The sequence below is a fragment of the Spirosoma arboris genome (assembly GCF_009754945.1).
Taxonomy (GTDB): domain Bacteria; phylum Bacteroidota; class Bacteroidia; order Cytophagales; family Spirosomataceae; genus Spirosoma; species Spirosoma arboris.
The window spans coordinates 1-24,504 of the sequence record NZ_WPIN01000033.1 but is presented as its reverse complement, the minus strand read 5'-3'; the positions used below and the strand labels follow the sequence as shown (position 1 = coordinate 24,504).

Annotated in this window: 30 protein-coding genes; 18 read left to right on the top strand and 12 right to left on the bottom strand. The window is 44.3% G+C overall.

Annotated elements, in window-relative coordinates; all coding sequences use genetic code 11:
• Together GO755_RS39830 and GO755_RS39825 are read left to right on the top strand one after the other, a co-directional pair.
• The coding region (locus tag GO755_RS39830) for a response regulator (RefSeq protein WP_157591026.1) at positions 1–346 on the top strand (346 nt) is incomplete at its 5' end.
• 74 nt (positions 347–420) lie between these two features.
• The gene (locus GO755_RS39825; protein ID WP_157591025.1) at positions 421–855 is read left to right on the top strand and encodes a response regulator; all 435 of its coding nucleotides are present in this window, start codon (positions 421–423) and stop codon (positions 853–855) included.
• 514 nt (positions 856–1,369) lie between these two features.
• Here the strand turns inward: GO755_RS39825 and GO755_RS39820 are convergent.
• Entirely contained in the window at positions 1,370–1,819 is a 450-nt protein-coding gene (locus GO755_RS39820) for a hypothetical protein (protein ID WP_157591024.1), read from the bottom strand.
• Between the two features lie 195 nt (positions 1,820–2,014).
• Complete coding sequence (locus GO755_RS39815) at positions 2,015–2,302, bottom strand: hypothetical protein (RefSeq protein WP_157591023.1); 288 nt, start codon at positions 2,300–2,302, stop codon at positions 2,015–2,017.
• 496 nt (positions 2,303–2,798) lie between these two features.
• On the opposite strand from GO755_RS39815, the gene GO755_RS39810 reads away from it, so the two are divergent.
• From GO755_RS39810 to GO755_RS39790, 5 genes are all read left to right on the top strand, one after another.
• Positions 2,799–3,005, top strand: coding sequence for a helix-turn-helix domain-containing protein (locus tag GO755_RS39810; RefSeq protein ID WP_317166049.1), 207 nt, complete (start codon positions 2,799–2,801; stop codon positions 3,003–3,005).
• A gap of 215 nt (positions 3,006–3,220) precedes the next feature.
• Complete coding sequence (locus GO755_RS39805; RefSeq protein ID WP_157591022.1) at positions 3,221–5,173, top strand: NUMOD4 domain-containing protein; 1,953 nt, start codon at positions 3,221–3,223, stop codon at positions 5,171–5,173.
• Positions 5,174–5,176: 3 nt separating this feature from the next.
• Positions 5,177–6,628, top strand: a complete 1,452-nt coding sequence (locus GO755_RS39800) for a tyrosine-type recombinase/integrase (RefSeq protein WP_157591021.1) — start codon at positions 5,177–5,179, stop codon at positions 6,626–6,628.
• Between the two features lie 5 nt (positions 6,629–6,633).
• Entirely contained in the window at positions 6,634–6,933 is a 300-nt protein-coding gene (locus GO755_RS39795) for a hypothetical protein (protein ID WP_157591020.1), read from the top strand.
• A gap of 1,243 nt (positions 6,934–8,176) precedes the next feature.
• Positions 8,177–8,764, top strand: coding sequence for a DUF4142 domain-containing protein (locus GO755_RS39790; RefSeq protein ID WP_198175068.1), 588 nt, complete (start codon positions 8,177–8,179; stop codon positions 8,762–8,764).
• A 326-nt stretch (positions 8,765–9,090) separates the two neighbouring features.
• Here the strand turns inward: GO755_RS39790 and GO755_RS39785 are convergent, their stop codons facing one another.
• The 6 genes from GO755_RS39785 to GO755_RS39755 form a co-directional block, all read right to left on the bottom strand.
• A complete protein-coding gene (locus tag GO755_RS39785; RefSeq protein ID WP_157591018.1) occupies positions 9,091–10,317 on the bottom strand; it encodes a sensor histidine kinase in 1,227 nt (408 codons plus the stop codon).
• Positions 10,318–10,404: 87 nt separating this feature from the next.
• Complete coding sequence (locus GO755_RS39780) at positions 10,405–10,659, bottom strand: hypothetical protein (RefSeq protein ID WP_157591017.1); 255 nt, start codon at positions 10,657–10,659, stop codon at positions 10,405–10,407.
• 955 nt (positions 10,660–11,614) lie between these two features.
• Entirely contained in the window at positions 11,615–12,283 is a 669-nt protein-coding gene (locus GO755_RS39775; protein WP_157591016.1) for a TetR/AcrR family transcriptional regulator, read from the bottom strand.
• A gap of 724 nt (positions 12,284–13,007) precedes the next feature.
• Positions 13,008–13,169, bottom strand: a complete 162-nt coding sequence (locus tag GO755_RS39770; RefSeq protein ID WP_157591015.1) for a lmo0937 family membrane protein — start codon at positions 13,167–13,169, stop codon at positions 13,008–13,010.
• Between the two features lie 133 nt (positions 13,170–13,302).
• Positions 13,303–13,677 carry a hypothetical protein gene (locus tag GO755_RS39765; protein WP_157591014.1) on the bottom strand — a complete coding sequence of 125 codons (375 nt, stop codon included), beginning with the start codon at positions 13,675–13,677 and terminating at the stop codon, positions 13,303–13,305.
• Positions 13,678–13,960: 283 nt separating this feature from the next.
• Positions 13,961–14,284, bottom strand: coding sequence for a hypothetical protein (locus GO755_RS39755; protein WP_157591012.1), 324 nt, complete (start codon positions 14,282–14,284; stop codon positions 13,961–13,963).
• Between the two features lie 793 nt (positions 14,285–15,077).
• On the opposite strand from GO755_RS39755, the gene GO755_RS39750 reads away from it, so the two are divergent.
• A complete protein-coding gene (locus GO755_RS39750; protein ID WP_157591011.1) occupies positions 15,078–15,500 on the top strand; it encodes a hypothetical protein in 423 nt (140 codons plus the stop codon).
• Positions 15,501–15,994: 494 nt separating this feature from the next.
• On the opposite strand, the gene GO755_RS39745 is transcribed toward GO755_RS39750, so the two are convergent.
• The 3 genes from GO755_RS39745 to GO755_RS39735 all read right to left on the bottom strand — a co-directional run bounded on the left by GO755_RS39745 (position 15,995) and on the right by GO755_RS39735 (position 17,942).
• Entirely contained in the window at positions 15,995–16,537 is a 543-nt protein-coding gene (locus GO755_RS39745) for a hypothetical protein (protein WP_157591010.1), read from the bottom strand.
• A 280-nt stretch (positions 16,538–16,817) separates the two neighbouring features.
• On the bottom strand, positions 16,818–17,273 hold the full coding sequence (locus GO755_RS39740; protein WP_198175067.1) for a response regulator: 456 nt from the start codon (positions 17,271–17,273) through the stop codon (positions 16,818–16,820).
• Positions 17,274–17,498: 225 nt separating this feature from the next.
• Positions 17,499–17,942: a response regulator gene (locus GO755_RS39735; protein ID WP_157591008.1), complete on the bottom strand. Its 444-nt coding sequence runs from the start codon at positions 17,940–17,942 to the stop codon at positions 17,499–17,501.
• A 381-nt stretch (positions 17,943–18,323) separates the two neighbouring features.
• On the opposite strand from GO755_RS39735, the gene GO755_RS39730 reads away from it, so the two are divergent.
• Positions 18,324–19,049, top strand: coding sequence for a DUF3891 family protein (locus tag GO755_RS39730; protein WP_157591007.1), 726 nt, complete (start codon positions 18,324–18,326; stop codon positions 19,047–19,049).
• Positions 19,050–19,114: 65 nt separating this feature from the next.
• Here GO755_RS39730 and GO755_RS39725 read toward each other — a convergent pair whose 3' ends face one another.
• Positions 19,115–19,345: a hypothetical protein gene (locus GO755_RS39725; RefSeq protein WP_157591006.1), complete on the bottom strand. Its 231-nt coding sequence runs from the start codon at positions 19,343–19,345 to the stop codon at positions 19,115–19,117.
• 83 nt (positions 19,346–19,428) lie between these two features.
• Here GO755_RS39725 and GO755_RS39720 point away from each other — a divergent pair, with 83 nt between their 5' ends.
• The 9 genes from GO755_RS39720 (at position 19,429) to GO755_RS39685 (ending at position 23,783) form a co-directional block, all read left to right on the top strand.
• Complete coding sequence (locus GO755_RS39720; RefSeq protein WP_157591005.1) at positions 19,429–20,154, top strand: DUF72 domain-containing protein; 726 nt, start codon at positions 19,429–19,431, stop codon at positions 20,152–20,154.
• Positions 20,155–20,515: 361 nt separating this feature from the next.
• Entirely contained in the window at positions 20,516–20,671 is a 156-nt protein-coding gene (locus tag GO755_RS41135) for a hypothetical protein (protein WP_198175066.1), read from the top strand.
• A 72-nt stretch (positions 20,672–20,743) separates the two neighbouring features.
• Entirely contained in the window at positions 20,744–21,100 is a 357-nt protein-coding gene (locus GO755_RS39715; protein WP_157591004.1) for a hypothetical protein, read from the top strand.
• A 106-nt stretch (positions 21,101–21,206) separates the two neighbouring features.
• On the top strand, positions 21,207–21,569 hold the full coding sequence (locus GO755_RS39710) for a hypothetical protein (RefSeq protein WP_157591003.1): 363 nt from the start codon (positions 21,207–21,209) through the stop codon (positions 21,567–21,569).
• Between the two features lie 132 nt (positions 21,570–21,701).
• Entirely contained in the window at positions 21,702–21,995 is a 294-nt protein-coding gene (locus GO755_RS39705; RefSeq protein ID WP_198175065.1) for an ArsR/SmtB family transcription factor, read from the top strand.
• A gap of 259 nt (positions 21,996–22,254) precedes the next feature.
• Positions 22,255–22,473, top strand: coding sequence for a hypothetical protein (locus GO755_RS39700; RefSeq protein WP_157591001.1), 219 nt, complete (start codon positions 22,255–22,257; stop codon positions 22,471–22,473).
• A 257-nt stretch (positions 22,474–22,730) separates the two neighbouring features.
• Positions 22,731–22,955: a hypothetical protein gene (locus tag GO755_RS39695; RefSeq protein ID WP_157591000.1), complete on the top strand. Its 225-nt coding sequence runs from the start codon at positions 22,731–22,733 to the stop codon at positions 22,953–22,955.
• Positions 22,956–23,031: 76 nt separating this feature from the next.
• Complete coding sequence (locus tag GO755_RS39690) at positions 23,032–23,466, top strand: response regulator (RefSeq protein ID WP_157590999.1); 435 nt, start codon at positions 23,032–23,034, stop codon at positions 23,464–23,466.
• Positions 23,467–23,516: 50 nt separating this feature from the next.
• Positions 23,517–23,783, top strand: coding sequence for a hypothetical protein (locus GO755_RS39685; protein WP_157590998.1), 267 nt, complete (start codon positions 23,517–23,519; stop codon positions 23,781–23,783).
• Positions 23,784–24,504 lie beyond the last annotated feature (721 nt).

Genomic DNA, 24,504 nt, shown 5'->3' with positions numbered 1-24,504 from the left:
AGCCCACTATGTACTGGTCAACAATTTTACGGAAGCTTCCAGATATCTGGATGATCTGGAAGGACTAGGACCAAACATAGTCCTGTTAGATGTAAACCTCCAGACTGAACCAGGTGGGTTAGAATTTTTAACCCAAATGCGAAAGCACCCCGTTGGTTGTTTAGTGCCTATTATCATTCTAACAGGCATAACTAGTAAGGCATTAGCGTTCGAAGCCTACAGACGAGGGACTAATGCGTTCACGATCAAGCCGTTTGATTATGGGGACTGGAAAGCTTATGTTAATCAGCTGCGAACCTTCTGGTTTTTAACCGCAACAGTACCCAGATTATATTTCGGCGGGTGATTTTCCGGTAGATTCATTGAACACGACAGCTAATCAGCTTGTTAAGCTCTACCTTGTCTAAACAGTCATCCCCTATGCCAGACATTAAATCCTTTGAAATCTTAGTGGTGGATGATGAGCCCCCCATCTGCGAGCTACTGGAACGGGTAGCCAGTCAGCTATTCCCGGAAGCTACGTTTATTAATGCCAGGTCAGCCCAGGAAACACTTGATCATTTAGATCAGAAGGCCGATAAAATCCCGCAGTTGATTCTGTTAGATATTGATTTAGGCACCTCCGTTAATGGATTGGACTTGATCCCTCAACTCAATGACCGCTTAAAGGGCAAGACTCCCATCGTGATGCTGACCTCCTCCACGGAGCCACCTGTCGTAAAGCAGGCGTACGAAAAAGGAGCAGTAGCCTATACTCTGAAGCCCGATAATTTGCAGGGGTGGCGTACGTATGTGACTGCTCTGCGTTCTTACTGGCATGACACAACCATCCTGCCTACAACGATACAGCCTTAGCAACCTATGATAAGCGATTTATAGAGCCCGATAATATATAGTTGACTCTCGGACTTTATGGATTACTCAGCATCTGCCAGTTGAAACCGGCATAGGGAGAGAGGGAAGGAAGAGTTACGCAACGTAAAAATTATAGGTAGCTACATGTTTTAAACCTTTTGATAAAGGGAGATAACAAACTAGAGGAGTTTCAGCTTTTGACTCATATATGTATTGATCTCGATATGGAAAGGAATACTACAATTGATATGGCTCAACTACAGCAACGCTGTTTAGCGGCAATTGCTAGAAGTAAGCAGACTGTGGCAAGGTCACAACAAATAAATAGGGAATCAATAGTATTACAGGAACAACTAAGGCAACTAGTGGTAAGGTGCACTAAGGCAATATAATTACATATCCTAGAGCAAGACAGAGCTATTTATGGTTCATAAAAAAAGGTCGGCTCCAGGTAAGAACCGACCTTTAAAAGAAACCTACTACACTTACTAAGGAATTGTAAAGCCAAAGCTGATTAGTTCGAAGAAGTCGTCGAAGTCGGCTTTTTCATTTTCCCTTTGCGGTTACCCCCCCGAGATTGGGCTGATCCGTTATCCATCGACCCATCCTGGGTTGATACTGAGTTGCTGCTCTGGGTGCCGGTGCCATCAGTTGTGGAATTGTCGCGCTGACTACTGTTTCCATTCATAGAGGAGCCGTTACTCATCGAGCCTGAACGAGCTGATTTACCCCGGCCACCTTGGCCAGTCTGATCGCTATTCATGGAGCCTGTTCCCGTAGTGCTGCCTGAGCCTACGGTTGATCCGTTATTACCGCTAGTAGGAGAGGTGCCGTTTTGAGCAGCAGATCCGTTCGTACCATTGCCTGTACCACTACCGCTCGTAGTTGTTGGTGTTGTTTGCGCCTGTGCGCTGAAGGTAGCAATGCCCACTAGCATAGCCCCCAGTATGATTACCTTTTTCATAACCTTGAGTTAATTAAACCTATTTAGTTAATAGGTAAGTATCTAACACGACGCAACATTAGAAGGGATAAAAAGTAGTCTTATTAATGAGAATATGGTACTATGTAATGCGAAGCGCCAGAGGCTGGTATGAGACAGATCCATTCAATAGGTAAGGCCAATGTTCGTACGAATTGTTCCACTCCCCAGTCTTAACTAGGTGATTGAAAGTAGTTGACCAACCTGATCCATTTTGTATTTCAACTCATCAATAGCGCTCATTTTTCCTTCCTGAACTTCCGATAAATATTTATAGATATCGTCTCTCAGCAGGCTCCAGGCCCGCGCATGGGAGTCAGGATCTTCATCCGTGAGCATCAGCGATTGAACAATGTTTAGAATCCGATTGTAAGCCTCGGTAATATCGGCAGCGCTAGTAGTTGGTGCCAATCCCTTAAAGGCGCTTAGTTCGGATGCAAGTTGATGATTTAGTTTTTCATTCATGGCTATTGCTTTGAGATAGCTAACCACAAAAAGCCATTAAAGATTATAGAGAAATTATATCTAAATTTTGGTGACTTAATACTGTCTTCTTTTTTTCATTCGACAGGTAGGTTATAATAAATGTTCAGCTACCCGCCTGACTAAGTGGCTAGGTTGTCAAGCAATGAATTTACACTCAAACAAAAAGACCCGGCACCAATAGCACCAGGACTTCTAAACCCACTCATATATATAAAGTCTGTTAGCCTTCCAGCTCTTTTACTTTCTGCTCAATAAAGTCATTCATCTGCATCTGAAACTCGCGTAGCTGCTGAACCGTGTTTAAGGTCGCAGGAGCGCTTAATTTACGTATGGGATCTCCTTCCCCCTGAGCAGGTATTCAGCCGATATGCGGGGCTCTATGCGAAGTTAAATGAGATTAATGATTAGGTTATAAACCTGAATACGTAGGATATATACGTCTAAATTGTATATTTACATTATAGATAAATGAGCAGTGGCAGAGCTAAAAAAACAAGTAGGTAGTCTAATTAAACAAGCCCGTAAAGCTAAAGGATTTACTCAAAAGGAACTGGGCGAAAAATTAGGGGTTGGTAGAGTTACCATAAACGGCTATGAAGCAGGTAGTCAAAATCTAACACTTGATACTTTACAGAAGATAGCCGAAGCTCTCGGAATAGAGCCAAAATCATTCTTTGAATAGCATTTTTTTATCCTGAAAGGTAGGATATATACTATCACATTCGTATTATTGTACAATCAATTAGGATCAGAAAAGGCGATATAGTACCGAGGAGGTTGCCCGCTGGACTGTATGACAAAAGTTGAGCCGCTAAAAAACAGTAAACCCCGAACCGAAAGCCTCCAAGCATTCACGATACGGGGTCCTGTAGTCAATCATTTTAACTCTTCATTCAAATGACAACGGAGCAAAGCTACGTGGGTAGGGGCAACTATGCAACTACCTCTCCACAAAAGGCCAGAAATCAGGCCAAAACACCTGTTCAGCAGGGCCACCGGCAACCACTTCCAGGTAAGCAGGAGATAGTATGGAAGCCTATGGCTGGCTTTAAAGGAGGTTACGAGGTGTCAAACCTAGGTGAAATCCGAAGCCTTTACAATGGCAACATTATCCGCACTCAGATAAGTAAATCAGGTACCAGGTGCATCACATTGCGCCCTTTATATGGGGAGGTTGGCTCTGAGGCTTGCATCTATATTGGCGAAGTTGTCGCCAAAGCCTTTTTAGGGAATCCTAAAAACAACGCAAGGGTAGTACATATTGATGGTGACTTACGCAATGATAAGGCATCAAACCTTAAATGGGCGGCCGATTTAGTAGACACCAAGTCACTTACTTCCAAAAAATACACCACAATTGAAAAGCCAGAGGACGTATTTAAGCCCGACAATTACAGGCATAGACTAAAGCTAGCGGGAGTACGCATACTTTTTGAAAGGCAAAAAAAACCTATTTCGGTTCGCTATCGAATGAGGCCACTACCCAACGAGTACCTTCCACACCCTTCACAGACTCGGCTAGCCAAAACCGACAGACAATACGGCTTAAAGAGCGCACCAATACAAATCAGATTAACAGTACAAGGCAATGAAGATGGGGGCTTTTACCTCAAAATCCTTGCTCCCGAAGATGGCCCTGCTTACGCTGATTATGTCAATGGCTTAATCGAAGGAAACAATTATGGCTCTGTTGTAACGGTCAATCCTGACCTCTGGGATCAGGCTGGACAATGTTTAAAAGGGAGAAGCCTAGAAGTGTCTCACTTCAATGATGAGCTGAAGAAAATTGAGCTTAGGTTTAGGGAAATATATACCCAACAAGTCGCGCGGTATATCGCTGGAGAAGGCGTAAAGCCCACTTTGGAAAGTGTCAAGGCCGAATACCTATCGGGACAAATTCTTGAGACAAAAAAAGGAGGAGCCATACGCTTGTCTAAATCAGTTTTTGGGGCTGCCCAACAGTTTTACCAGCACCTAAAAACAAGACAAGGCACTGAAAGTAGTTTAGCCTCCGCCACTCTGAGAAAAAAAAGGTATAGCATCGATCACCTGGAACGATTTTTAACCTACGAGGATACCCTGGATATGCGGGCCTCAGAAATAAAGCAAGGGTGGGTAAAGCGGTTTTATGGTTGGCTAATTCAAGAGCGGTCCACTACACCAACTACGGCCGCTGGCTACGTAACGTTCATTCGCCAGCTTGTTGACTATTTGGTTGAACACGACCAATTGCCGTACAATCCATTGCATGGCATGAAGTTGCCTAAATCAAAGACAAAAACGGTTGTATGGCTTAGTCCCGAACAAACAGAAGCTGTTTTTAACCTTAACGGACTAAAGCAGCATGAGTCCAGAACCCTATTCTGGCTCAAAGTAATGTGTTTGACGGGCCTTGATTATGTAGACGCCATACGGTACGTCAATAACCGATCAGCGTACGAGGTACAGGGGATTGGTGGGCATAAAATTGTTATCAAGCGAAGCAAAAATGATTCGGAGTGCCATATTCCAATTTCTGTGATTCTTGAATCTGTACTTGCAGGTCCTATTGGCTGGGCATATGATTTAGAATACCTCAATAGAGGACTCAAAAAGATCGGCAAGCTGATTGGTTTTCCTCATACATTGACAAGCAAGGTGGCCCGAAAAACGGCTGGTGCGAACTGGCTGCTTGAGGGTTATGTCATCCATGAGATTAGTCGCTTTCTGGGTCACAGTACTACGGCTACAACTGAACGGTATTACGTTAAGACCTCAAGCGTTACGGTAGATCGGGCCATGCAACGCATGAGCAATAAAGGGCAAGAAAATAACTCATCTCCACTCTCTTCCATCCACAAAGCCGCTTAAGCCATGTTTGACCGTCGTAAAATGGCCATATCTGTCCGATTCAGATTGCGCCCGTTAGCTTCTGAAAAGCCCTATCACCGTACACACCAGATTCAATTAGCCTTTGATGCTTTATTAGGTCAAAAGCAATCTATACCTGTGCCTTTACAAATTCGCATTACTGTTGAAGGACAAGAGGATGGTGGTTTTTATCTACGATGGCCTGAAGATCGAAAGCCAGATCCTAAACGCCCCTGGCAAGGCGAAGTCGTCACCGCTAACCCTAAACTATGGGATCAGAAAGAGCAAAAGCTAAGGGGACGCCACGCCGATATCATAGCATTTAACGATGAGCTTAGAAAAACGGAGTTATTCATTAAAAATGTTCTGCTCAATCAACAGCAACAGTACAAAGGTGGTACTGGGCCAAAGCCAACTGTAAAGACGGTCAAAGAGGAATATATGACTGGACAGAAGCCTGGATTTAGTCTCCAGTCCAAGCTTCATCATATATCTCCAGATATAAGCTTGGTTGATGCCTATGATCTGTACAGAAACCTACTGCTTTCACAAAAAGGAACTCCCTGTGCGTTAAGCGCCAATACTCTGGATAAATGGCGTTCGGGACTTAACTACCTGATTAAGTATCTGACCCATATTGACGCTCTGACGCTAAAGGCCAAGGAGGTTAATCGAAACTTTCTAAAGCGTTTTCACCTCTGGCTGCTGACCATTCCTGCTGGTAGTCCGAAGCAAATACACCTTAACCGTCCTATGCAGCTCAGCAATGCCACTGACTACGCTACCAAGGCAAAAAAGGTATTTGAGTACCTGATTGACGAAGGAATAACGGTTGATGCCGGTATACTTACACTTGAATTTCCTCGAGATAAACCTAAAGATGTCTACTACTTAGCTCCTGAGCACCTAGAACGATTATTCGCTCTGAAGCTAACAGGCCGGATTGCGGGGGCCCTATGGTGGATGAAACTTATGTGTTTGACCGGGCTTGATTACAAGGACGCGATTCGGTATGTAAAGAACCGGGAGGCTTACGAACGGGAAGGGGAGGAGGGTAAGAAAATTGTGATTACCCGAAATAAGCCACCTAAAAATGAATGTCACATCTATATGTTGCCAGAATTACATGCGTTGCTCGAAGAAGCTAAAACCAAGATCCCCAAGATCTATTTCCCGAACCGGTTCAACGATAAAGCGCAGGAAATAGCGACCATGATCGGTTTTGAGCGTGATTTTACCAGCAAGATATGTCGCAAAACGGCAGGTAATCTGATGCTCAGAAGTGGCTTTTCGATGGCGGGTGTTGCGGGGATCATGGGGCATTCTAGCGTGAATACGACAACAAAATATTACGTCAAAACGGACGGAGCGTTGGTCGATGAGGAATATAGAAAATTAGTTATTCCGAGAGTAATCATTAATCAACCCTTCTCTCAAATCTACAAAGCCTCCTGATCGATATGGAAAAGATGAAACCATCCTCAGGCAACCCGCGCGATTGCTACGACTTTGAGACGCTTTGGCAATGGGTGGAAGACCTTCAGGAATTAGCGACTGTACAGCGTGAACTGGTGACGTGCAGTAACAAGCAGTGTGATGTGGCAGATAAGCTCTACCGGCAGCTGGACGAGAAAGTAACTCTGTTGGAACAGAAAGCAGCCCTGCTGTCGGAGAAGCTAGATTTGCTACTGGAGCGTATCGCTCAGTATGAAGTAGCCTTCTCGGCCGAGTTCATTAATGACGTCAGGCGGCTGAATTGAGCTGGATATGTCCGTGACTTTCTCGGTCCAATCGAATCAAATAAGTTTGACGCCTAGTTTAAAGCCCGGAACGCAAGTTGCAGCCGGGCTTTTTTGGGCCTATTATAGCAGAGTAACATTGGAAGGAAAATCCTGATTTAATATAATGACCCTACATTAGAAAAGTACAACGTATGACAAACTTTCACGCAATAGTTAGTATTTCACATTTCGTACTTTACTTCTCAAAGTACGAAAACGAAAAGTAATCTTTATAGATCTATGATGGTGTCTATAAAGACTAATACTCTACATCTCTTTTATTCACGAAGTTGATTACCAACGTATAATCGCCGATAATAGACAATAGTAAAATAGATGATTTAAGGCCTTTGTATTGTACCATATTTATTGAGTAAGATAATCTATGGGCAGACTGTTGATAGCTTTTCTTTTACCGATATTGGTAGTTAGCTGTTCCTCAAAGGAAATAGTAAAACCGGCTCCAAAAGCCGATTTTATATGGGAAAACGTAGGGAATGGCCTCATTCAGTTTACAAATCAGTCGACAAACGCTGATGTTTATAGCTGGCAGTTTGATGTGTATTCCACAACCACTAGTGAAAAGAACCCCAAGCGTCAATTTGGGAAAGGTAAGTATTCCGTTAGTTTATCAGTTCAAAATTCAGTTGGCGTCGATGGGATTACTAAAGTGATTGAAGTGACTTTGTAAGTTAACAGGCAACGCGTTGTAATACCCTCATGATCCTGTTTCGTACTTTAAGAAGAAAAGTACGAAAATTGTTGCTAGCTCATTAAAAGCAATGATCTGAACCTGAATCTCAATTAACCCTCCCAAATGAGACGATGGGCGATTGGCATTTCCCTAAATTGGGCGTTTAAAAAGACGGCTTGATGGTATTTTTACAAACGTATGATGTTGGTCGTCCGTTTGTAAGATTGGTCAGCCAACGATAAATAGGTCTCTAGTTGTCGATGAATTGTCGGTAGGTCATCAAGATTTAACTCGCCTAGGTTTACAAACTGGACTTACTACCCTTCATGGGACACTACGGCAAGATCATTTACTTTCCTATCCGTAAACGATAGTGACTACAGTAAGCTTTAGAGACCTTTTTTTAATGAGCATTGATGAGCAAACGGTCTTGGGATGGCCGATTTGTGCGAGGACATGAACAGGGTAGAGTACTTACCCGTTTATTGGCTGGGTTACGGATTCGTAAATCCATCGCAAACAAGCTCTATGAAATCGATTGAACCAACACCCCGCAGAGATTTCGTTAAAAAGTCAATAGTCGGTACACTGTCCCTACGGGCTGGTATTCCTTTAGTGGCCTCCTTACTAACATCGCTCACCACCGAGGCATCTAGCCTACTGGATGATTCGCCCACAGCAGCCACGGAAAAAGAATTTCGTCAAAAGGTGATTGGGCCAGCTGAGCTTTCGCTGGTTACCAGCCAGATTGCGCTAAGTAAAGCGGCTAATACCTATGCGAAGGAGTTCGCGGGCTTTGAGTTGGAAGAGGCTAAGGCGGTTACGTCAGTGCTCAAAGAGTTGGGCACTCCAGTACCGGCCATGGACGCTAAGGCCCAGGCTACACTGACCAAAATCAAGACCACCACCGGCGCTGCTTTTGACAAGGCGTATATTGAGGCCCAACTCGAGAATCATGAATTTTTGCGGGATCTGGCGCAGGATTATTTAACGAAATCAATGGGTAAAACCAGCCCTGCCGAAAGCCAGACGAGGCATTTGGCTACCCTGGCTTTGGCGGTGTTTAAAGAGCACGTTGCGCTGACCAAACAGATTTTAGGTCAACTTGGCAGCTAATCTGCATCGATACGCCTTTCTGTTTAGTTTTTAGCCACACCGAGTCGGTGTGGCTTTTTTTAGGCAATCCTGAAAAAACTGGAATTATCGCCTTTATAGCGTGTTGCGGAGTAGAAAAAGTAAGTTAATTAAATTCGTTTCGCCACTGGAAGCAAGAGCGTGAAGCCAGACCGCAATGACTTGCGTCTGCGCGTTTATCCGGCTTACATCATCCAAAAACTAGCAGTATCACAATCACTTTTCAGAGGGCAGCAGGAACGGTTAGCTTGCCACTGGCAATAATGATGGCCCTGTGTGGATTTCCTCCTTAATGTTTCAGAAATTGACTATACCGGTAAGTAGACGCTGAAGGTAGCCCCTTGACTTGGCTGACTCGTGGCTGTGATCACGCCCCCATGATTGGCGACTACCTTTTCGCAAATAGCCAGACCAATGCCTGTACCGGCATACTCGCCTTTACCATGTAGTCGTTGAAAGACCTGAAAGATGCGGTCCACATACTTTTCCTCAAAGCCGACTCCATTGTCAACGATATCGATCCGGTGATAGGCGATCGCTGCTCGATTGGGCTTACTATTCTTTGGTAAATGCGAAGCTTCCACCCAGCTCGACTTGATCTGAATTTGAGGAATAGTCCCAGGCTTTCGAAACTTTAACGCATTGCTCAACAGGTTTTGGAATAATTGTTCTAATTGCGAAGGATCACCCTCGACCATGGGTAAGCCGCTAACCTGAATAGTAGCGTTAGTTTCCTGAATAAGCACATCCAAATTCGTTACGACTACCTCCACAATAGTGGCCAGTAAGACGGTCTGGCTGGTATCTCGCTGGGTGGAGATTCGCGAATAGCTCAGTAGATCTCGAATCAATGTAGACATCCGACTGGCGGCTACTTGCATTCGCTCAATGTAGGTTATTCCGTCTCCCAAGCCGACACCATATTGGTTCTTGAGCAGATCACCAAATTGCTGGATTTTGCGCAGGGGCTCCTGCAAATCGTGGGAAGCAATGTAGGCAAACTGTTGGAGGTTCTGGTTGGATCGCTTTAAATCCTGAATTGATTCTTCCAATTGCTGCGTTCGCTCCTGGACTTGTCGATCCAGATCGATTGACAAGTCACGGAATCGTTCTTCGCTCTGCTGCAGTGCCTGTTGGTCAGCTAGTTGCTGGGTTATTTCGATACCCGTCGCGATGATGCCGTACACGGCTCCCTTACGATCCCGAACCGCTTTAAATGAAAAGTCGAAATAGACCATTTTACGAATCCCATCGATGACCATTTCGGCTGGGGTATTATCCGTGGCGAAGGTGACCCCCGTTTTAAATACCTCATCGAGTATGGCAAGAAAGGGCTGTCCCTGCATCTCGGGAATGGCTTGGGCTAAGGGTATTCCCATCACCTGATTACCTTTCCCCCAAACGGTCAACTGAGGTTCATTGGCGACCGTAATAATCAATTCCCGACCAACCAGTAAAGCAATTGGAATAGGTGACTCCATGACGATAGAACGGAAAATAGCTTCGTCGTCTATTGCATCAGTAGTATCTATCATGGAGTCATAAGTGTGAAGTTTTTATCAACTGATTAAACTTCATGAGTTATGTATGCATCTAGCGAGTAGCTGTATACATAACATATCTTACTTCTTGTCAGTCTTGTCATGTCCTTCCAGCTTAACCAGCTTATTATAGAGGCCAAGCAACAAAAAAGGAGCTGCCCACTGTCCCACAAAGAGACTGCGGTTACTTTGTCCTGTGGCCTTGAGGTATAAGGATATACCCATGGAACCCAGGGCCGCCCACAGAAATAGATCAGAGGGAAGTTTCGCCGTTTGTTCTTCAATGGCCGTAGTTACAGGCCCTTCTTTGTGTTCGGGGTTGTTTAATGGATTCATCTACTGATTTATGTTTAAACTATGTATTGATAAAAAGCGCCAATAAAAGACCTGTACGAGACTGAAAAACTGATGCCTTCAGCACAAGCATTGATCTAAGATTGTATTGGTAATCTGTATGGTTAACCTAAGTTGTCCGCTTGGTGGCGGTATAGGTTGGTCAGAAGTAAGGTAACGGTACCAGTCTTGAATCAATCTATAGTGATTCAAGGCAGGAATCGGCTACAAAAATTATGTAGTTTATTTACAGTCAGCATTTTCCAGGCGGTATGGATGTTGGCTTTCGTAAATTGCGTTTTGAGAAAATACATTTCAGATATGTATTTATTGCGGCTACAATTAACTGTAGTCAAATACAATCACGGTTTCTATTAGGCTTGCTGGAATTCGTATTGGTTCTCCGGACAAGATTCCTCTGCTGTGACTACAGATTAGAAATTCAGAATTATTCATTAGGATGGTCATTACTACTTCACCGGTACCTGAATTTTTCTGCCCGACTGTTTCTGTAATAGACTGATTGCCTAGCCAATATAGTATCTGAAATATGGGTTCTTTTTTGAAGAAAATTCCTTTCCTATTAAGATGTGTTACGATCCACTGAAACACAAGTTGTGCCTGCTCCAGATTTGTGGTAAACGGAATAAAAAATCTCATAAGTCGGTGGATGAAGTCAGATTGTTAAATAAATCGATCGTAATGGGGCGTTTTCTGGACCTACGCTTATTCCAACCACCTGGTTCTACATGCTGCTATGTATTATAGTTATATCCCTTAATACCCACTAGGGATACTTGATAGAACGCATAACTGTATCAAGTAAAACAGTCCAAATAGGTAATCTCCACCTTCACAAACGGCTCATACTAAAACGGGATTTCTATCCAGATTCAATTATGCGCTGCTATACGGCTCTACATTTTAGGGAAAATCATGACTCATAAGAAAGGGCCATTCACCATGGACTTACGGGCAAACTGTCCGGTTTACTTTTTACTTGGACCGAGGTAGACTCAATGGCTAGGCGACTCCACCCCGCATAGAGTGTCCGTATAGCTCCTTCGATCCGCTCCCAGCCTGCTTCACTGCGCAAATCCATCCCGATCACGGGTCGGTCGAGTTGAGCCTGGAGGGTCAAGTAGGATAAGGCCCCATAGATCACTGCTGAAATAGCTTGATGATCACCACCCTCAATGAACGCCAGTTGATCAACCAACTTGGTCAATTCGGCATCTAAGCTCCGGTTCGCGACCTCAGCTAACGGGGTATCCTCTTGCATACTAGCCTTGAGCAGTTCACGATCAGCCCGAAACTGGCGAAACCGACGAAAAAGCTGTAGCGTGTGAGTCGACCAGATGGAAGCCAAATCCTGGGGCTGGATGGGCCGAAGTTGCTCTAACCAGGCAGGGCTAAAATGAGAAACGAGTTGGCCCCGCCGTATATAGTAATCTAGCAGGCCTTCAAGGCTGCCAAAATAGCGATAGATGAGCACCTTGCTTACGTCGGCTTTTTCTGCAATGGCATTAATGGTAAGCCCCTTCGTACCTGCTTCCTGAAGAATCTGCTCGAAGGCATCGACAATGCGTTGGGTAGTAGCGGCTCGGTTACGTTGATGAGTTTTCAATAAGTAGTGGTGTTAAAGCAATGGGGCAGCAAAGTAGCTAACTACTGAATTAGCTTATATAGTTATTTTATGAACTAACCCTAGAGATTAATTAAGCAAGCCGTGAATTTTTAATGAGGCAATGGCCCACAAGCTTACGAATTGGCTTTTTATATAAAGATGGTTTAGATGGGATTTACAATTGACTTTTGTAGGGTAGTAGTTGTTTGAAAAATGATCGGACTTTATTCCTCAGTAATTGGATTATTCTCAACAAACGATACACCATAGCTACCAACGTGCTCCGGATTCCCCAGCCCATCCGCGAATTCCCTATCTTGCTTTTTGATTTAGTAAATGAAGGTATACCATAAACGCCAGTCTTGCCTGAGGCTGGCGTTTTTAAGTGCGACTTACCAAAAGGTTTGTCATCTTAAGAATGTCCACTCTAGAGCAATTTATAGAGTCAGTACATATACCCATAAAGAGTAAAGCCCCTGCCTAACCGTTGGGGTTTTTTTATCAAAAACAGCCGACACCTAAGCAGATTACGGCTGAATGATGTCCGTTTGTTTAACTTTCTCTCACTACTCGCTCGGCAGATGAATTGTTCACAGCGAGTTAAACTAAAAAGACCCAATTACTAGCTATGGGCATCCCCAGTAAAAATGGCTGGTTGGGCCGAATGTATCAACGTCTGACTACTTTCTAAAAATAGCCAGGCGTTTTAGTCAACATGCAGTCTCTAGACGCTACGACCCTGAATTAGGCGTAGAATAATCATAATGACGGCGATGACCAGGAGCACGTGAATGATACCACCCAGACCAAAACTATTGAAGCCTAAAAAACCAAGCAGCCAAATGATGATGAGCACGACAGCAACGGTGTATAGTACGTTTCCCATAGTCTTATAAAAGTGTTTGTTCTTCACTAACTTCCCTAAGATTAGAATGTTCTGTACATAGGATTTGATCCTATCCATTGGCAAAAATTACTTTAACAAAAATCCCCACCAGCACGGCTAAAGGGGATTCTGACTAACTCGATAATGAAGGATTTCGCTGATTTGGGTCAGTGGTGATCGGACCTGAATCAGTGTTTGTTTTCGTTGGGGGGATGGCAAATTCCTGACTCTCAGATGAGGGGGTCTTCATCGTTTGTTTTAACGCAGATAAATGAGTTGCTGGCACATTGCTAGGCTGATCTAAACCGGGTAAATTACTGCTGACTTTATCAGCACCAATCTTGGCGGAAAGCAGCGCACCCAGAATTGTACAGCCAATCGACGCCAGAAAAGCAAAGAAGGCCCACTTTAATTGGTGCTGGTAGATCAAAAGGTTTACCCCACCAAAACATAGCAGCGCCGTGATCAGCAGAATGATTGATAGCAATCGAATCCCATTTTTTATCATATCAAGGTTGAGCTAGCGGCTTGGACCTACCCTTTCGTTCTAGTTGATAGAACCGTTTTCCGCAGGAGGTGCACCGATAGGCTTTGCTCGTAAAGAACTTCATTAAGCCAGATCGGGCGATGCGATCCGGGTGAGGATTGCCGCAGCTTGGACATGTCTTCTCGAACCGAATTGTTCGAAAAAGGTAAATCAGCCCAGCCATGAAGGCGATACCAGCGATGGTGATTAGGATCGGTACAGTCAAGGTGAGTGGAAGTTAGAAGGTCATAACCCATGCATAGGACTAATTCAAATTCGAAAGATAATCATCGGCTAGGTCGGGGTATTGCACTAACAGGGCTACAAGGTCTCGCCAATAGTCGCTTAAAAACCAGTGAATCTCCGTGGTTGGATCGTCAATCTGCCCAAAGGCATTAATCATGTCGCTGTCTTGGTGGGGGTGGGCTTTTCGGATGACAAATTTTAAAGCAAAGTAAATAGCCTCATGCTCGGACGGGCTAAATTCATGGCCTAAGCTCCGAGGCAAAACACCAGGAAAAATCACCTCTGTGGCGATCAGTGTTTTGATGTATTCTTTCAATAAATAGATGTTCTTTTGCAGTGGCATCGGTATACCGCCGACAGTAAATAGGACGAATAAACTTATCGTAAGCGAAAGGCACTGGGTCACTGAAACAGCCTCTATTGGACACAGAGGCTGTTTTTCTAACTTGAAGATACGATTTTAAGACCCCTTGAAGGATTAAAAAGAGTTAAACCAACTATATATTAATTAAACGGGGATCAAATATTGTCAGTGCGATCGGTGACAAAGGACAAAGCGAACCAACCCCGTTTAGAAATTAGTTCGCTTTGTCAAAAAGAGGAAGAACAGTACAACTATCGACGGGCTTCCTCAGTCAGGAAGGTGTCCCAAAAAGAGCTCCCCAAGCATGGCAATAAAAAGCTTTCGTATCTGTATAATTATAATTCAGCTTATTTAAGGATGACTACTAGGATGTCTTCTATTTATCTACTTACTATATATTCTAGAACTCTAACCAAATTTAACGTTGATTTTGTCTATCAGTCAACTTGTTAGAGTACAATTTTGTCAAGTTGTTCATATAATCTCATTCTTTGCCGCTATCGTTCTATTTAATAGAGCGACACTTAAGTGCTGTATAAATGGTTTTTACCTTAAGAGTCATTCGGTCAAAGTGCTCTTCAGGACGTCAACCAGGGGCTCAGGAAAGCGAGTAGCCGAATACAAGGTATGCATTAACTCCTGGCAAGGATGGTGCTCCAAAAATGAATAAGCGATTAAACTAGAAGGTCACTCAATCGCTAAAGTTCTTTTCTTCGTAAGTTAATTAGTTGAGTTACTAGTCAATAGCTACAACTCTTTAAAGAAACAACAAATGGAACCTGCTATAAGCAGCGAAAAGATAGAAGCCATTCAAACCTATCTCCAGCGAGCCATCAATCTTGAATTGACCGAGCAGCATAAATTCGCCACGTATTCACCAGCAGAGTTAACCGTGATTTTTCCCGCTATTCAAAAGCTGCTTCGCTACAGGCAAGCCCTTAAACAACAGACAGGGCTCGGAGGCGATGTCAAGGCTGACCTGTGGGAACCCAGTGAAAATAACCCCCGGCGTACCCTGTTATTAGTGATGCGCCATACGATTCAACTGAATGAGTTACTGATGAGCTATAAGTCGGCTAGGGGTAGTCAGACTTTTTTTGAACGGCGCAAGCCCATTGATCGCTTATTAAGTATGAATATTTCGGACATGAACCCGGTAGAGTACAGTCAATTCAAAAAACTCATTGGGGGGTAAGTCCCTTTGCTAAAATAACCCAGCTTAATTGATGACTTACAATTCGTACCGACTTGTTCTTGAAAAATTGGAGTCGAGTGGTTGTTGGTTTTTACACAACGATCAGATTCTGGATGGCAAAGTAGGCTGGGTTGTTCCCAGCACGTCCGAGGAGCCCAAATGCTTCGCCAAGCTAAAGTCTTTCTTACTGAAACTAGGTGTTTTGAACCATGAAATCGAGCTGGCACCTGCTCACGATTGTCCCTATCCAAACTCTTTTCTGATATATATCTCCCTGCCAGCTAAGAGATCGTAGCAGATAGTAATCAAAAATACTGGCTCAGGTCAGCCTTTTTGGTTATGACCGTTAACTAATCGGAATTGATATGTAGTTGAATTAATCCAGTAAAACAGAACGGCCCAGATAGAGCCGTTCTGTTTTACTGAGAAAGAATTTATTGAGTGAGCGATTTATCCGATTCAAATCGCTCTTCAGTTTCCTGACAAGCTTAGCCTTAATGGAAGCCTTGTTGAGTCAAATACAGTTTATCCGCTTCATCCCTAGGATGGACTCCGACCACGATACCTCCACTTTTCAGCCCCGATTCATAGGCCTTGGCTGTTTCTTCCGGAATACCCGAATTGACTAAAGCACCGATTAAGCCACCCGCTAGACCCCCTGCACCAGCACCCGCTAAGCCAGCCGCCAAGGGACCCGCAATCAGTAAGCCCAAGCCTGGTAAAGCCAGCGTCGTGCCTATTGCTGCTATAGCAGCGGCTACCGCTCCCAGCGTACCCCCAATAGCAGATCCTTTGCCAGCACCCTCCATGGCTTTATCCGTTAACGCAGAATTATCCGAGCTACTAGGCTCAAAATTCTGTTTGCGGGTTTCATCCGTCATAACGACATTTACCTCAGTTGGCGAAAAACCATGAGCTAACAGCTCATTATACGCCGTCTCAGCCGCGTCATGATCGGCAAAAATAGCCGTCATTAGGGTAGAAGATTCGGTAGATGAAGAACTGGTCAAGCTGGTATTGTCTGTTTGACTAATCATGAGACTATTGGGTTTTGTTGCGTAAACCAACTAAGAATGCCTAGTTGGTTACAAACTAACCCTACTAGAAAGAACTATGTTCGAGCAAAGTGAGGCAGTGGTACCTAGGCTTCTAATTAATTCGACCAGGAAGAGTCCTGGTTAGGGTCGCTGACGAGAATTTCTATTGAGCCTATCTGACTTATGGAAATACAGAGCGGGTATCGTGACGGTCTGAAACTAGTGGGTTCAGAGTTGGGGGCGATAGGATTGTCGTTTCGTACCGCTCGTAAAAATTAACTCAAAACAGGGGTTGTCCAGGCAGTATAGCAAGCTTAAGCCAATAATGCGCTAATCCATCTACCTGCTCTTTCCACTGATCCCAATCCTTTGATTTACCGATAAAGGCATGCGCCCCCAATGTATAGGCTTGGCGCCTTGTTGCTGAGCGGTAGTCCAAACTGGTCATGACAATGGTCAATGTTGGATAATGAACCCGGATCGCTTCGAGTAGATGCCAGGCAAGTTGCCGATGGGCCATCTCTAAATCCAGGATGAGTAGCCGGGGGAAATTATAATACTCGGCGGTATAGTCGACTAGACACTGTAGTGTCTGTTCAGGTGTCTGGGCATAGTTTAATCGAACTGTAGGCATCGAGCCGCGTAAACTTTGAGCAATTAAAAGCTGATCGTCTTGGTTAGCGGTCGCAATGAATACATAAAATGATTGATTTGGGCGGATAGGAGCTGATTTCAAAAGGGATGGGTTAAGTTGTTTATGGCAATCGTAGGATTGACCAGAAGGAAATAAATGGACATTGGCCATCTCAACAAGCACCTTCTAGGTTGATTGTCACTTAGGCGAGTTCTTATGGGTTAGGTATCAGTACTGGTGCGTATAGCGCCAGTTATTTTGTAATGTAGACAAATCTCATTCATGTAACTGTATCAAAGCCGAGGTCTTAGGTTTACACGAATCATTTCAATGAACCCGTTTATAGAATCGGCTGGGAGCTATTGTTACTGTATCAAACCAGTATTGTCTTAGGGTAACGAAATACTGTTTCCACTTTTCAAAGCTGAACGGTTTGACGATAAAAGAAGAAGCCCCGGTTGAATAAGCTGCTACAATAGCACTCGGTACTTGATTGACGGTCAACATGACAACGGGTACAAAACGACCTTCGGGATGGGCCTGGAGGAAAGTTAAAAAATCAAATCCGCTCTTACCGTTCCCTAAGTCGATATCTAATAGAACAAGCTTAGGACCATCCCCATCTAGCTGGTCGATATAGGCTATCGCTTCAGTGGTGTTACAGACTTGAATAAACGACGCTTCCGGAAAATTTTCTCGTGAAGCCCGCTGTAAGAGGTCGATGAGCTGAGCATTATCATCTACCAGCAGAATTAGAAATTTAGGTTTCATAAAGCGGTGGCTAAGGAGTAACTTAACCGACAGCTTGTAGAGCGGAAGACGGAGAGGGAACCCAGTGAGAACTGACTACCTTAAAGGTAGTTTAATGGAGCCAATTCCTCATTATAAAATAATTAAAAGGCAGCTAAAGGTTATAGCTATATACACCAATCCTATACAGCTAACCCGCCACCTTGAACTTGAAATGAGTCAGACCATTGCCTCATTGTTCATTGATTTTGTACAGGTCCATTTTCTTACAAGAGCAATAATAAAAAGCCTTTTTTGTAACAATCCTGTTGTCTTTAGTATCGCGTTTGTTCACTTGATATAATGGTTTCTGACTCCCTCCCTGTCTGACTAATCAAGAGAATCATTCTTGGTTCATTTTATATGATAATTAGCCAAACAGAATCAGGCTGGCAGTTGATTCATCAGCCTGCTCACGGTTTACTTGCCTTACAATTGGCCTTAGCCTGGAAAGTGGACAAACGCCCACCCTATTGGGCTGAAACACTCCTTGCCGTCGCTGAGCATGATGATGGACAAGTGGCCTGGGAAAAACAAAATCACCTGACCGCTGCCGGAGCGCCCCTCCATTTTCAATTGGTTGATTTTTCCCTGAAACAGTGTCAGAATCTCATTCAGATAGGATTGCAAAAAAGCCGCTGGAATGCCTTACTGTTATCAATGCATACTTCTTTTCTGTATGAATCCAGGCGAGGCACGAACCAACAACTGGATACCTTTTTGGATCAGCAGCAGACAAATCAGTCGCAGTGGCGAAACGAAATGAAAGCGAGTGAAGTAGAGGCCAATTATGCGTATAAATTTCTGCAATGGTGTGACGCCCTATCACTAGCATTGTGCCTGAAGCAGATACCTCCTGAGGAGCGACGGTTAGAGGTAAGCAAGGGCCCAAAGGGGGAAGCCTACTATTTACATCAACGAACGGATAATTCATTGGCCTTGGAGCCCTGGCCGTTTGAACTGTCAACCCTCGAAGTGCACGTTGAGACAGTTGAACTGAATCAACTAGTTTTCAAATCGGATCACCAGCTAAACAACGCAATTCAGGAAGCTCCTGTCGTTGTTCATCGGTGGACGTTCAAACGGTAAGTAACCTTGTCTGTCTTACTCGCTCTAAAGATCGATCAACTGCTTTAGAAAGTACGAAGACAGCTTTATAAAGGCTGGCGCATGCTCGCCGGTATACTACGCGACCAGTAGGGACAATGAGTGGGCTTATTGGGGTCAAATGAGACAAAAAAATTAATCCAGGTCAAGCGAGCTAGCCGGAAAACGGGTGGGGTCAAGCCAATAATTAACCCTATTAGAATAAGCAGGAAATAGGTTAAATCCATATCGAGTAGTACCTCAAACCCAATAAAACAACTCACGATTAGTTTCGGCATACGAATTTACGGGCCTTGCTCTCTTTTACTGGATAGCGAGATCCTGCTTAAGTTAGTGTGCAGTTGAACCTAACCAATCCAGTATGAAGATTCACATTGGCACCTCCGGGTGGAGCTACGATCATTGGCAGGGCATTTTATATCCCCATGGAACCCCTGTCCATGACCGGCTAGAGCATTATGGGCAACGATTTCAGACCGTTGAGCTAAACAGTAGTTTCTACCGCTGGCCAAAGCAATCGACGTTTGCCGGTTGGCGACGACGTTTACCGGAGGGCTTTCTGTTAACCGTGAAAGCGCCCCGGGGCTTGACTCACGCCAAAAAACTCTATGCTCCTGAAGGCTGGATCGAGCGTATACAAGCTTGCTGGCACCAACTGCGCGACAAGCGAGCCGTCCTGCTGGTTCAGCTTTCCCCTAATCATTCCTACGATTATGAGCGACTTGCCTATTTTTTGAAACAGCTTCCAGTCTGGATGCGGGTAGCCATCGAGTTTCGGCACATAAGTTGGCATACTGAAGCCATTTTTGGCTTGCTCGAACAGTATCAGGTTGCTTACTGCATTATGAGTGGGGCGCACTTACCCTGTATGCTGCGCGCAACCGCTCCCTTTGTTTATGTACGCCTGCACGGGCCTGATCGCCACCATCTGTATGGGGGCTCCTACTCGGATACAGATCTGCGCTGGTGGGCCCATCGGCTAAGGGAGTGGGTTGATATGGGCAAGGAGGTCTTTGTTTATTTCAACAATGATGGGGGAGGTAATGCGGTTCGGAATGCTGAAACACTCCGTTATCTGATACAATAGAGAACGTTCCCCTGGACGTTTCAGGCTCATAAGTTGATCGACTTAGACGGTCAGTTAGCTGTGGACTTGCTATCCTTTACAGGATACGTTTTTAAATAACCTTTATGTAATGTCCAATTTAGATCGTTTACTGTTTTGTCCAGTAAAAGGTAGCAAATTCACCTACAGTCAGAGAAAAAGTGCTGAACGTTATTCTCACTAATGAATCTTGGACAACCCCTAACCAATGCCAAAACCAATTTAGACAAGTGCTCCGGTTTCTATTCGGCAACGTTCTGCAAAAAACGAATACATGAATGGTATCTGAATTTAAATTAAAGCGTTTTGAACTGGTTGATGTTATACCCCTAAATCCAAGAACATGGCACACGAGGAAAAGAAAAATAAGAACATCAAAAAAGTGGCTACTAAAGCACCTAAAGTGCATGGAGCGCCTAAAGTTCCTAAGTATGAACAGAACGAGTCAGGATTTACACCTCAGGATTTATCCCCTAAAGGCAAGAAAGCAACAAAGTGAGCCAGTGTAAAAATTGGTTGGTATTTTTTGCATTTACCTAGACATTCAACCTAGCTATAGCTAAACAACACAATGAGCGATACTGATTTTCAATCCTATGTTGGTTCCTACAAAAGCCTGATAATTAACGGCCTGGGCAACGAGTCGGCTCTGAAAGCGCGTAGCTTCGAGACCTTAGTTATTGCCGAACGGAATCAGTCACTGGGCGTCAACTCGATAACCCAGCTATCCAGAATGCTCTCGAATACAAAGCTGATTTTAAACCAAGCCTTGCACCATTTGGCGCTTCTGGACGGATTTCTGCCGACAAACTCTCATCTACTGGGTTGGCAGAACGAAATTCAGGAAGCTCACACATCGAGCGAACTGGGACTGATTTGTCAGCGGATTAGCCATGTTGCCCTGCCAGTGCCTCAGGCGTTGGCCTAGACCCTAAAGCGTACGTTTTATCCATCTTGCACAATATGTTAGATTACTTTACCGGCCCTGGCAGCTTGCCAGGGCTTTGTTTTACCAGTATAAACTCTCTTTCTATATGCACCATCTTGAGACCTTTAGCGATTCCATTCCTTATGAACGATTGCTGATAGAAGCGTTGGGCTTTCAGTCCCCGGAAGGCCAGAACGCCCTAGCGAAGTTTACTAACCTGCTCTATGTTGAGCAAGGAAAAACCCTTAGCCAGACCTCTCTCCCCAAAGCGCTGCTCCCTGTCAAAGACAACCTCATGCTGGCCCTGGATACGCTCAGCCAAAAGCCCGCGTTTACCCAGTTTAGCACGCACCTTTCCCGCTGGATTAGCCAAGTCAGCAAAGCTCAATCCTCAACGGATCTGACTCCCATCATCCGGGAAACTGTCGATATGCTGTTCCCGCTTAATGATAGTGATGCTAAGGGATAGGCATTACTCCTCCAAACCAGACCTGCTCATTGTAGGGCCGACAGGCTACTAGGCTGTTATCGCTACCATAAGCGAGGCATGCACACCAGCAGGCTAAAAAAAAGTTTTGACTTCCAAACCTCACCACGTCTTATGAATCCCGAAGAGCACCAACGCATTCGAGCCGCTAGTCTGCTAAAAGTTCTGGCTAATCCAATCCGGATTCAGATTATCCAACTCCTGGTTGAAGAGGGCCGACTCAATGTGAGCTTTATTCAATCTCATTTAAAAATAAGCCAGGCCCTGACCTCGACCTATTTAATTAAGATGGCCGATCATGGTCTGCTCAGCAGCAGTCGAAAGGGGAAAGCAATCTATTACGATTTAGCAGATCCGGTTTTGGTTGATATCATCAAGTTGCTCTTTCGGTTACCCAGCCTATACTGACCAAATTTTTACGTATTGGTGGCAAGGCAGTAAAGTACATATAGATATTGTTGTATGAGTGAAGTGGCTTTATAAGTAGCTAAAGCCTTGATTCTACAAAATACAACCCAAGTGACCGATTTTACGCAGGGCCGCCTGAGCAGTCAGCCATTGCTGTACAGAATGGAAAAGCGACCCATAGTGGTGTAGATTAGAATGAAATGCCGGCCCGGATCGAGTCGGCATTTTTTGTATCTTCACCTTTCTAACCTACATCCCCATGAATCCAGTTATTTCTCCAGGCGACAGGGTAAGTGTTGAGAAGATGATTAAGGGCTATTCCCGTGGCTATTATAAAGCGACCGTCTTAAGCTGGACTAGACGTGGCAATATAAAGGTTAAGTTTGACGGTACCCTGATTGTAAAAGTGGTGCAAGCTGACCGGGTCAAAAAGGTAGCAAATGGGTCTAGTCTACAGCCAGATGATCCATCCAAGTAGTAACTGCATCGACTCCTGCATTCTACTAATGTATTGTCATTGCCGGGTTAGAAATTCAATAAGTCCCCTTCGTATTGAGATCGATTAGAGTACCGCCCTAAAGGTGATTAAGGTCTGTTATGGCTTGTCGTTCACCAAGTGAAAAGCTATCTACCATCATATAGAGTGCTGATCCATATCATTGCCAGTCGACTTAACAATACCCAATTTTACAAAGGAGTATATGATCAAATTCTAGGTGAACAGCTCGACATATTATGGGGGTTCAGGTGGGTAAGCTTAAGGGGCCATTTCGAGGCTTTAACAATCGAAAAACACGCTTTACATTTTCTAATGGAGTAACTTGGCGACAAGACGAAGCCAAGTATATCTATTTCTATGCAGCTAACCCCCGGGCTCGTGTGATTTATCAGCAGAATGGTACCTACAGCTTAGAAGTCGATGGAACCGATGAAACGGTTCAGGTAACTCCAGAAGCCTAACGAAAAATCTATCGTAGATAATCCACTCTTATTGAGTCCCTTTCTCGCTTCTGTCCTTTAAGCTGTCAGCTGTCCCATGAATAAGACGTATCATGTGCTAGTGGTCGATGACGACCCTGACGATCAATTATTTATCCAGATGGCCTTTGAGCAGGTTTCCATCCACTATAGGATACAATTGGCCTCCAATGGGCTGGAAGGTCTTAACTATATTGAAAATAATTCGATCTCACCCGATTTAATCCTACTGGATTTGAATATGCCTTTTCTAAATGGCTTTGACATGCTTGCTTACTTAAAACAGTCACCGCGCTATCGACATTTACCCATTGTTATTTTAACCACTTCCGATGACTCGGACGATATTGATAAAGGATATGACCTGGGTGTAAATAGCTTTATAACCAAACCCAATGACTTTCAAGCCCTGACTAACATAATCCAAACTATACACTTCTACTGGTTTGAGATTGTTAAAACACCCGCCCGCCTTCCTGTTATTGGCCACTGAAGGGAAAAAAATTACGAATGGGATGGTGCTTAGCTACTATCTTTTATAAGATGCTCAATAAAGTCTTTGCTTTTAGCTCATCGGATCGCTTGTGTTATTCTGTACCTGTCAGTAGTACGGGTTCGCTTTGGGATGGGTTTGGAGGCTGGTTATTTCGGGTATGTTCTGGTCTGTTTATTGAACCCGCCCGTCGCCAGTCTCGAACTATTCGTACGGCTTGCCGGGTTATTCAGCCAGGTAGGGACTTTCTGGGTAGTAGCTATCCCTCTCCCTGTTGCTTGAGTCAGTTAGTAAAAGATGCTCAATCCTGTCCCTAAATTCCGTAAAATTAAGCGGTTCGAGGAGATGGCTCGCCAATGAGAGACTTCCCTGATTTAGAACCAGTTCCATCGAAATACACTCTCTAAGGTCTGCCGTGCCAATAATTGTCTGGCTTGATACCACTGATGCAAGGCTAGTCCTTTTAGGGATAATTTTACTTCTGTCTACAACTTAGATGCATGTATGGGTCTATAGTGACACGGCCGTTTTTGGTTTGGTATTTTTCTTCTTAAAGTACGAAAGCCATGCCTCATTTGCCTATCCTCCCCTAAAACTTGACGTTTGGGCGTTTTCTAGTAACTACTTCTCCGTATTTCCTAGAATAGTGCAAAAATGGAATTATCCTATCTACATGACCGTCTAACTCTATCCCATTGCCGAGGAGTAGAAAAAAGACCTGCTAATGGAGCAGACCGCCCAGTACGAGCTTGCGTTTTCGGCCGCGTCGATCAAGGATGTCAGGCGGCTAAATTAAATGTAACCGAGTTCGGCATCAGGACGAACCAATGCTAGCTCTATCTAGGGCTGGCGTTGGTCAGTTATCCCTAAGATTTCGAAGGCATCGCCCATGGTCTCCATAGCAATTTGACAACTGGTCTTTCTGATTAAACGTTTGAGTAAGCTACTATTGGGAGGAGGTCAGTTTATAGCCAGGTGTCATATATTTATCCGATGCCTTTGGGTTCACCTAATCAATACATTTACTGTCTATTTCTC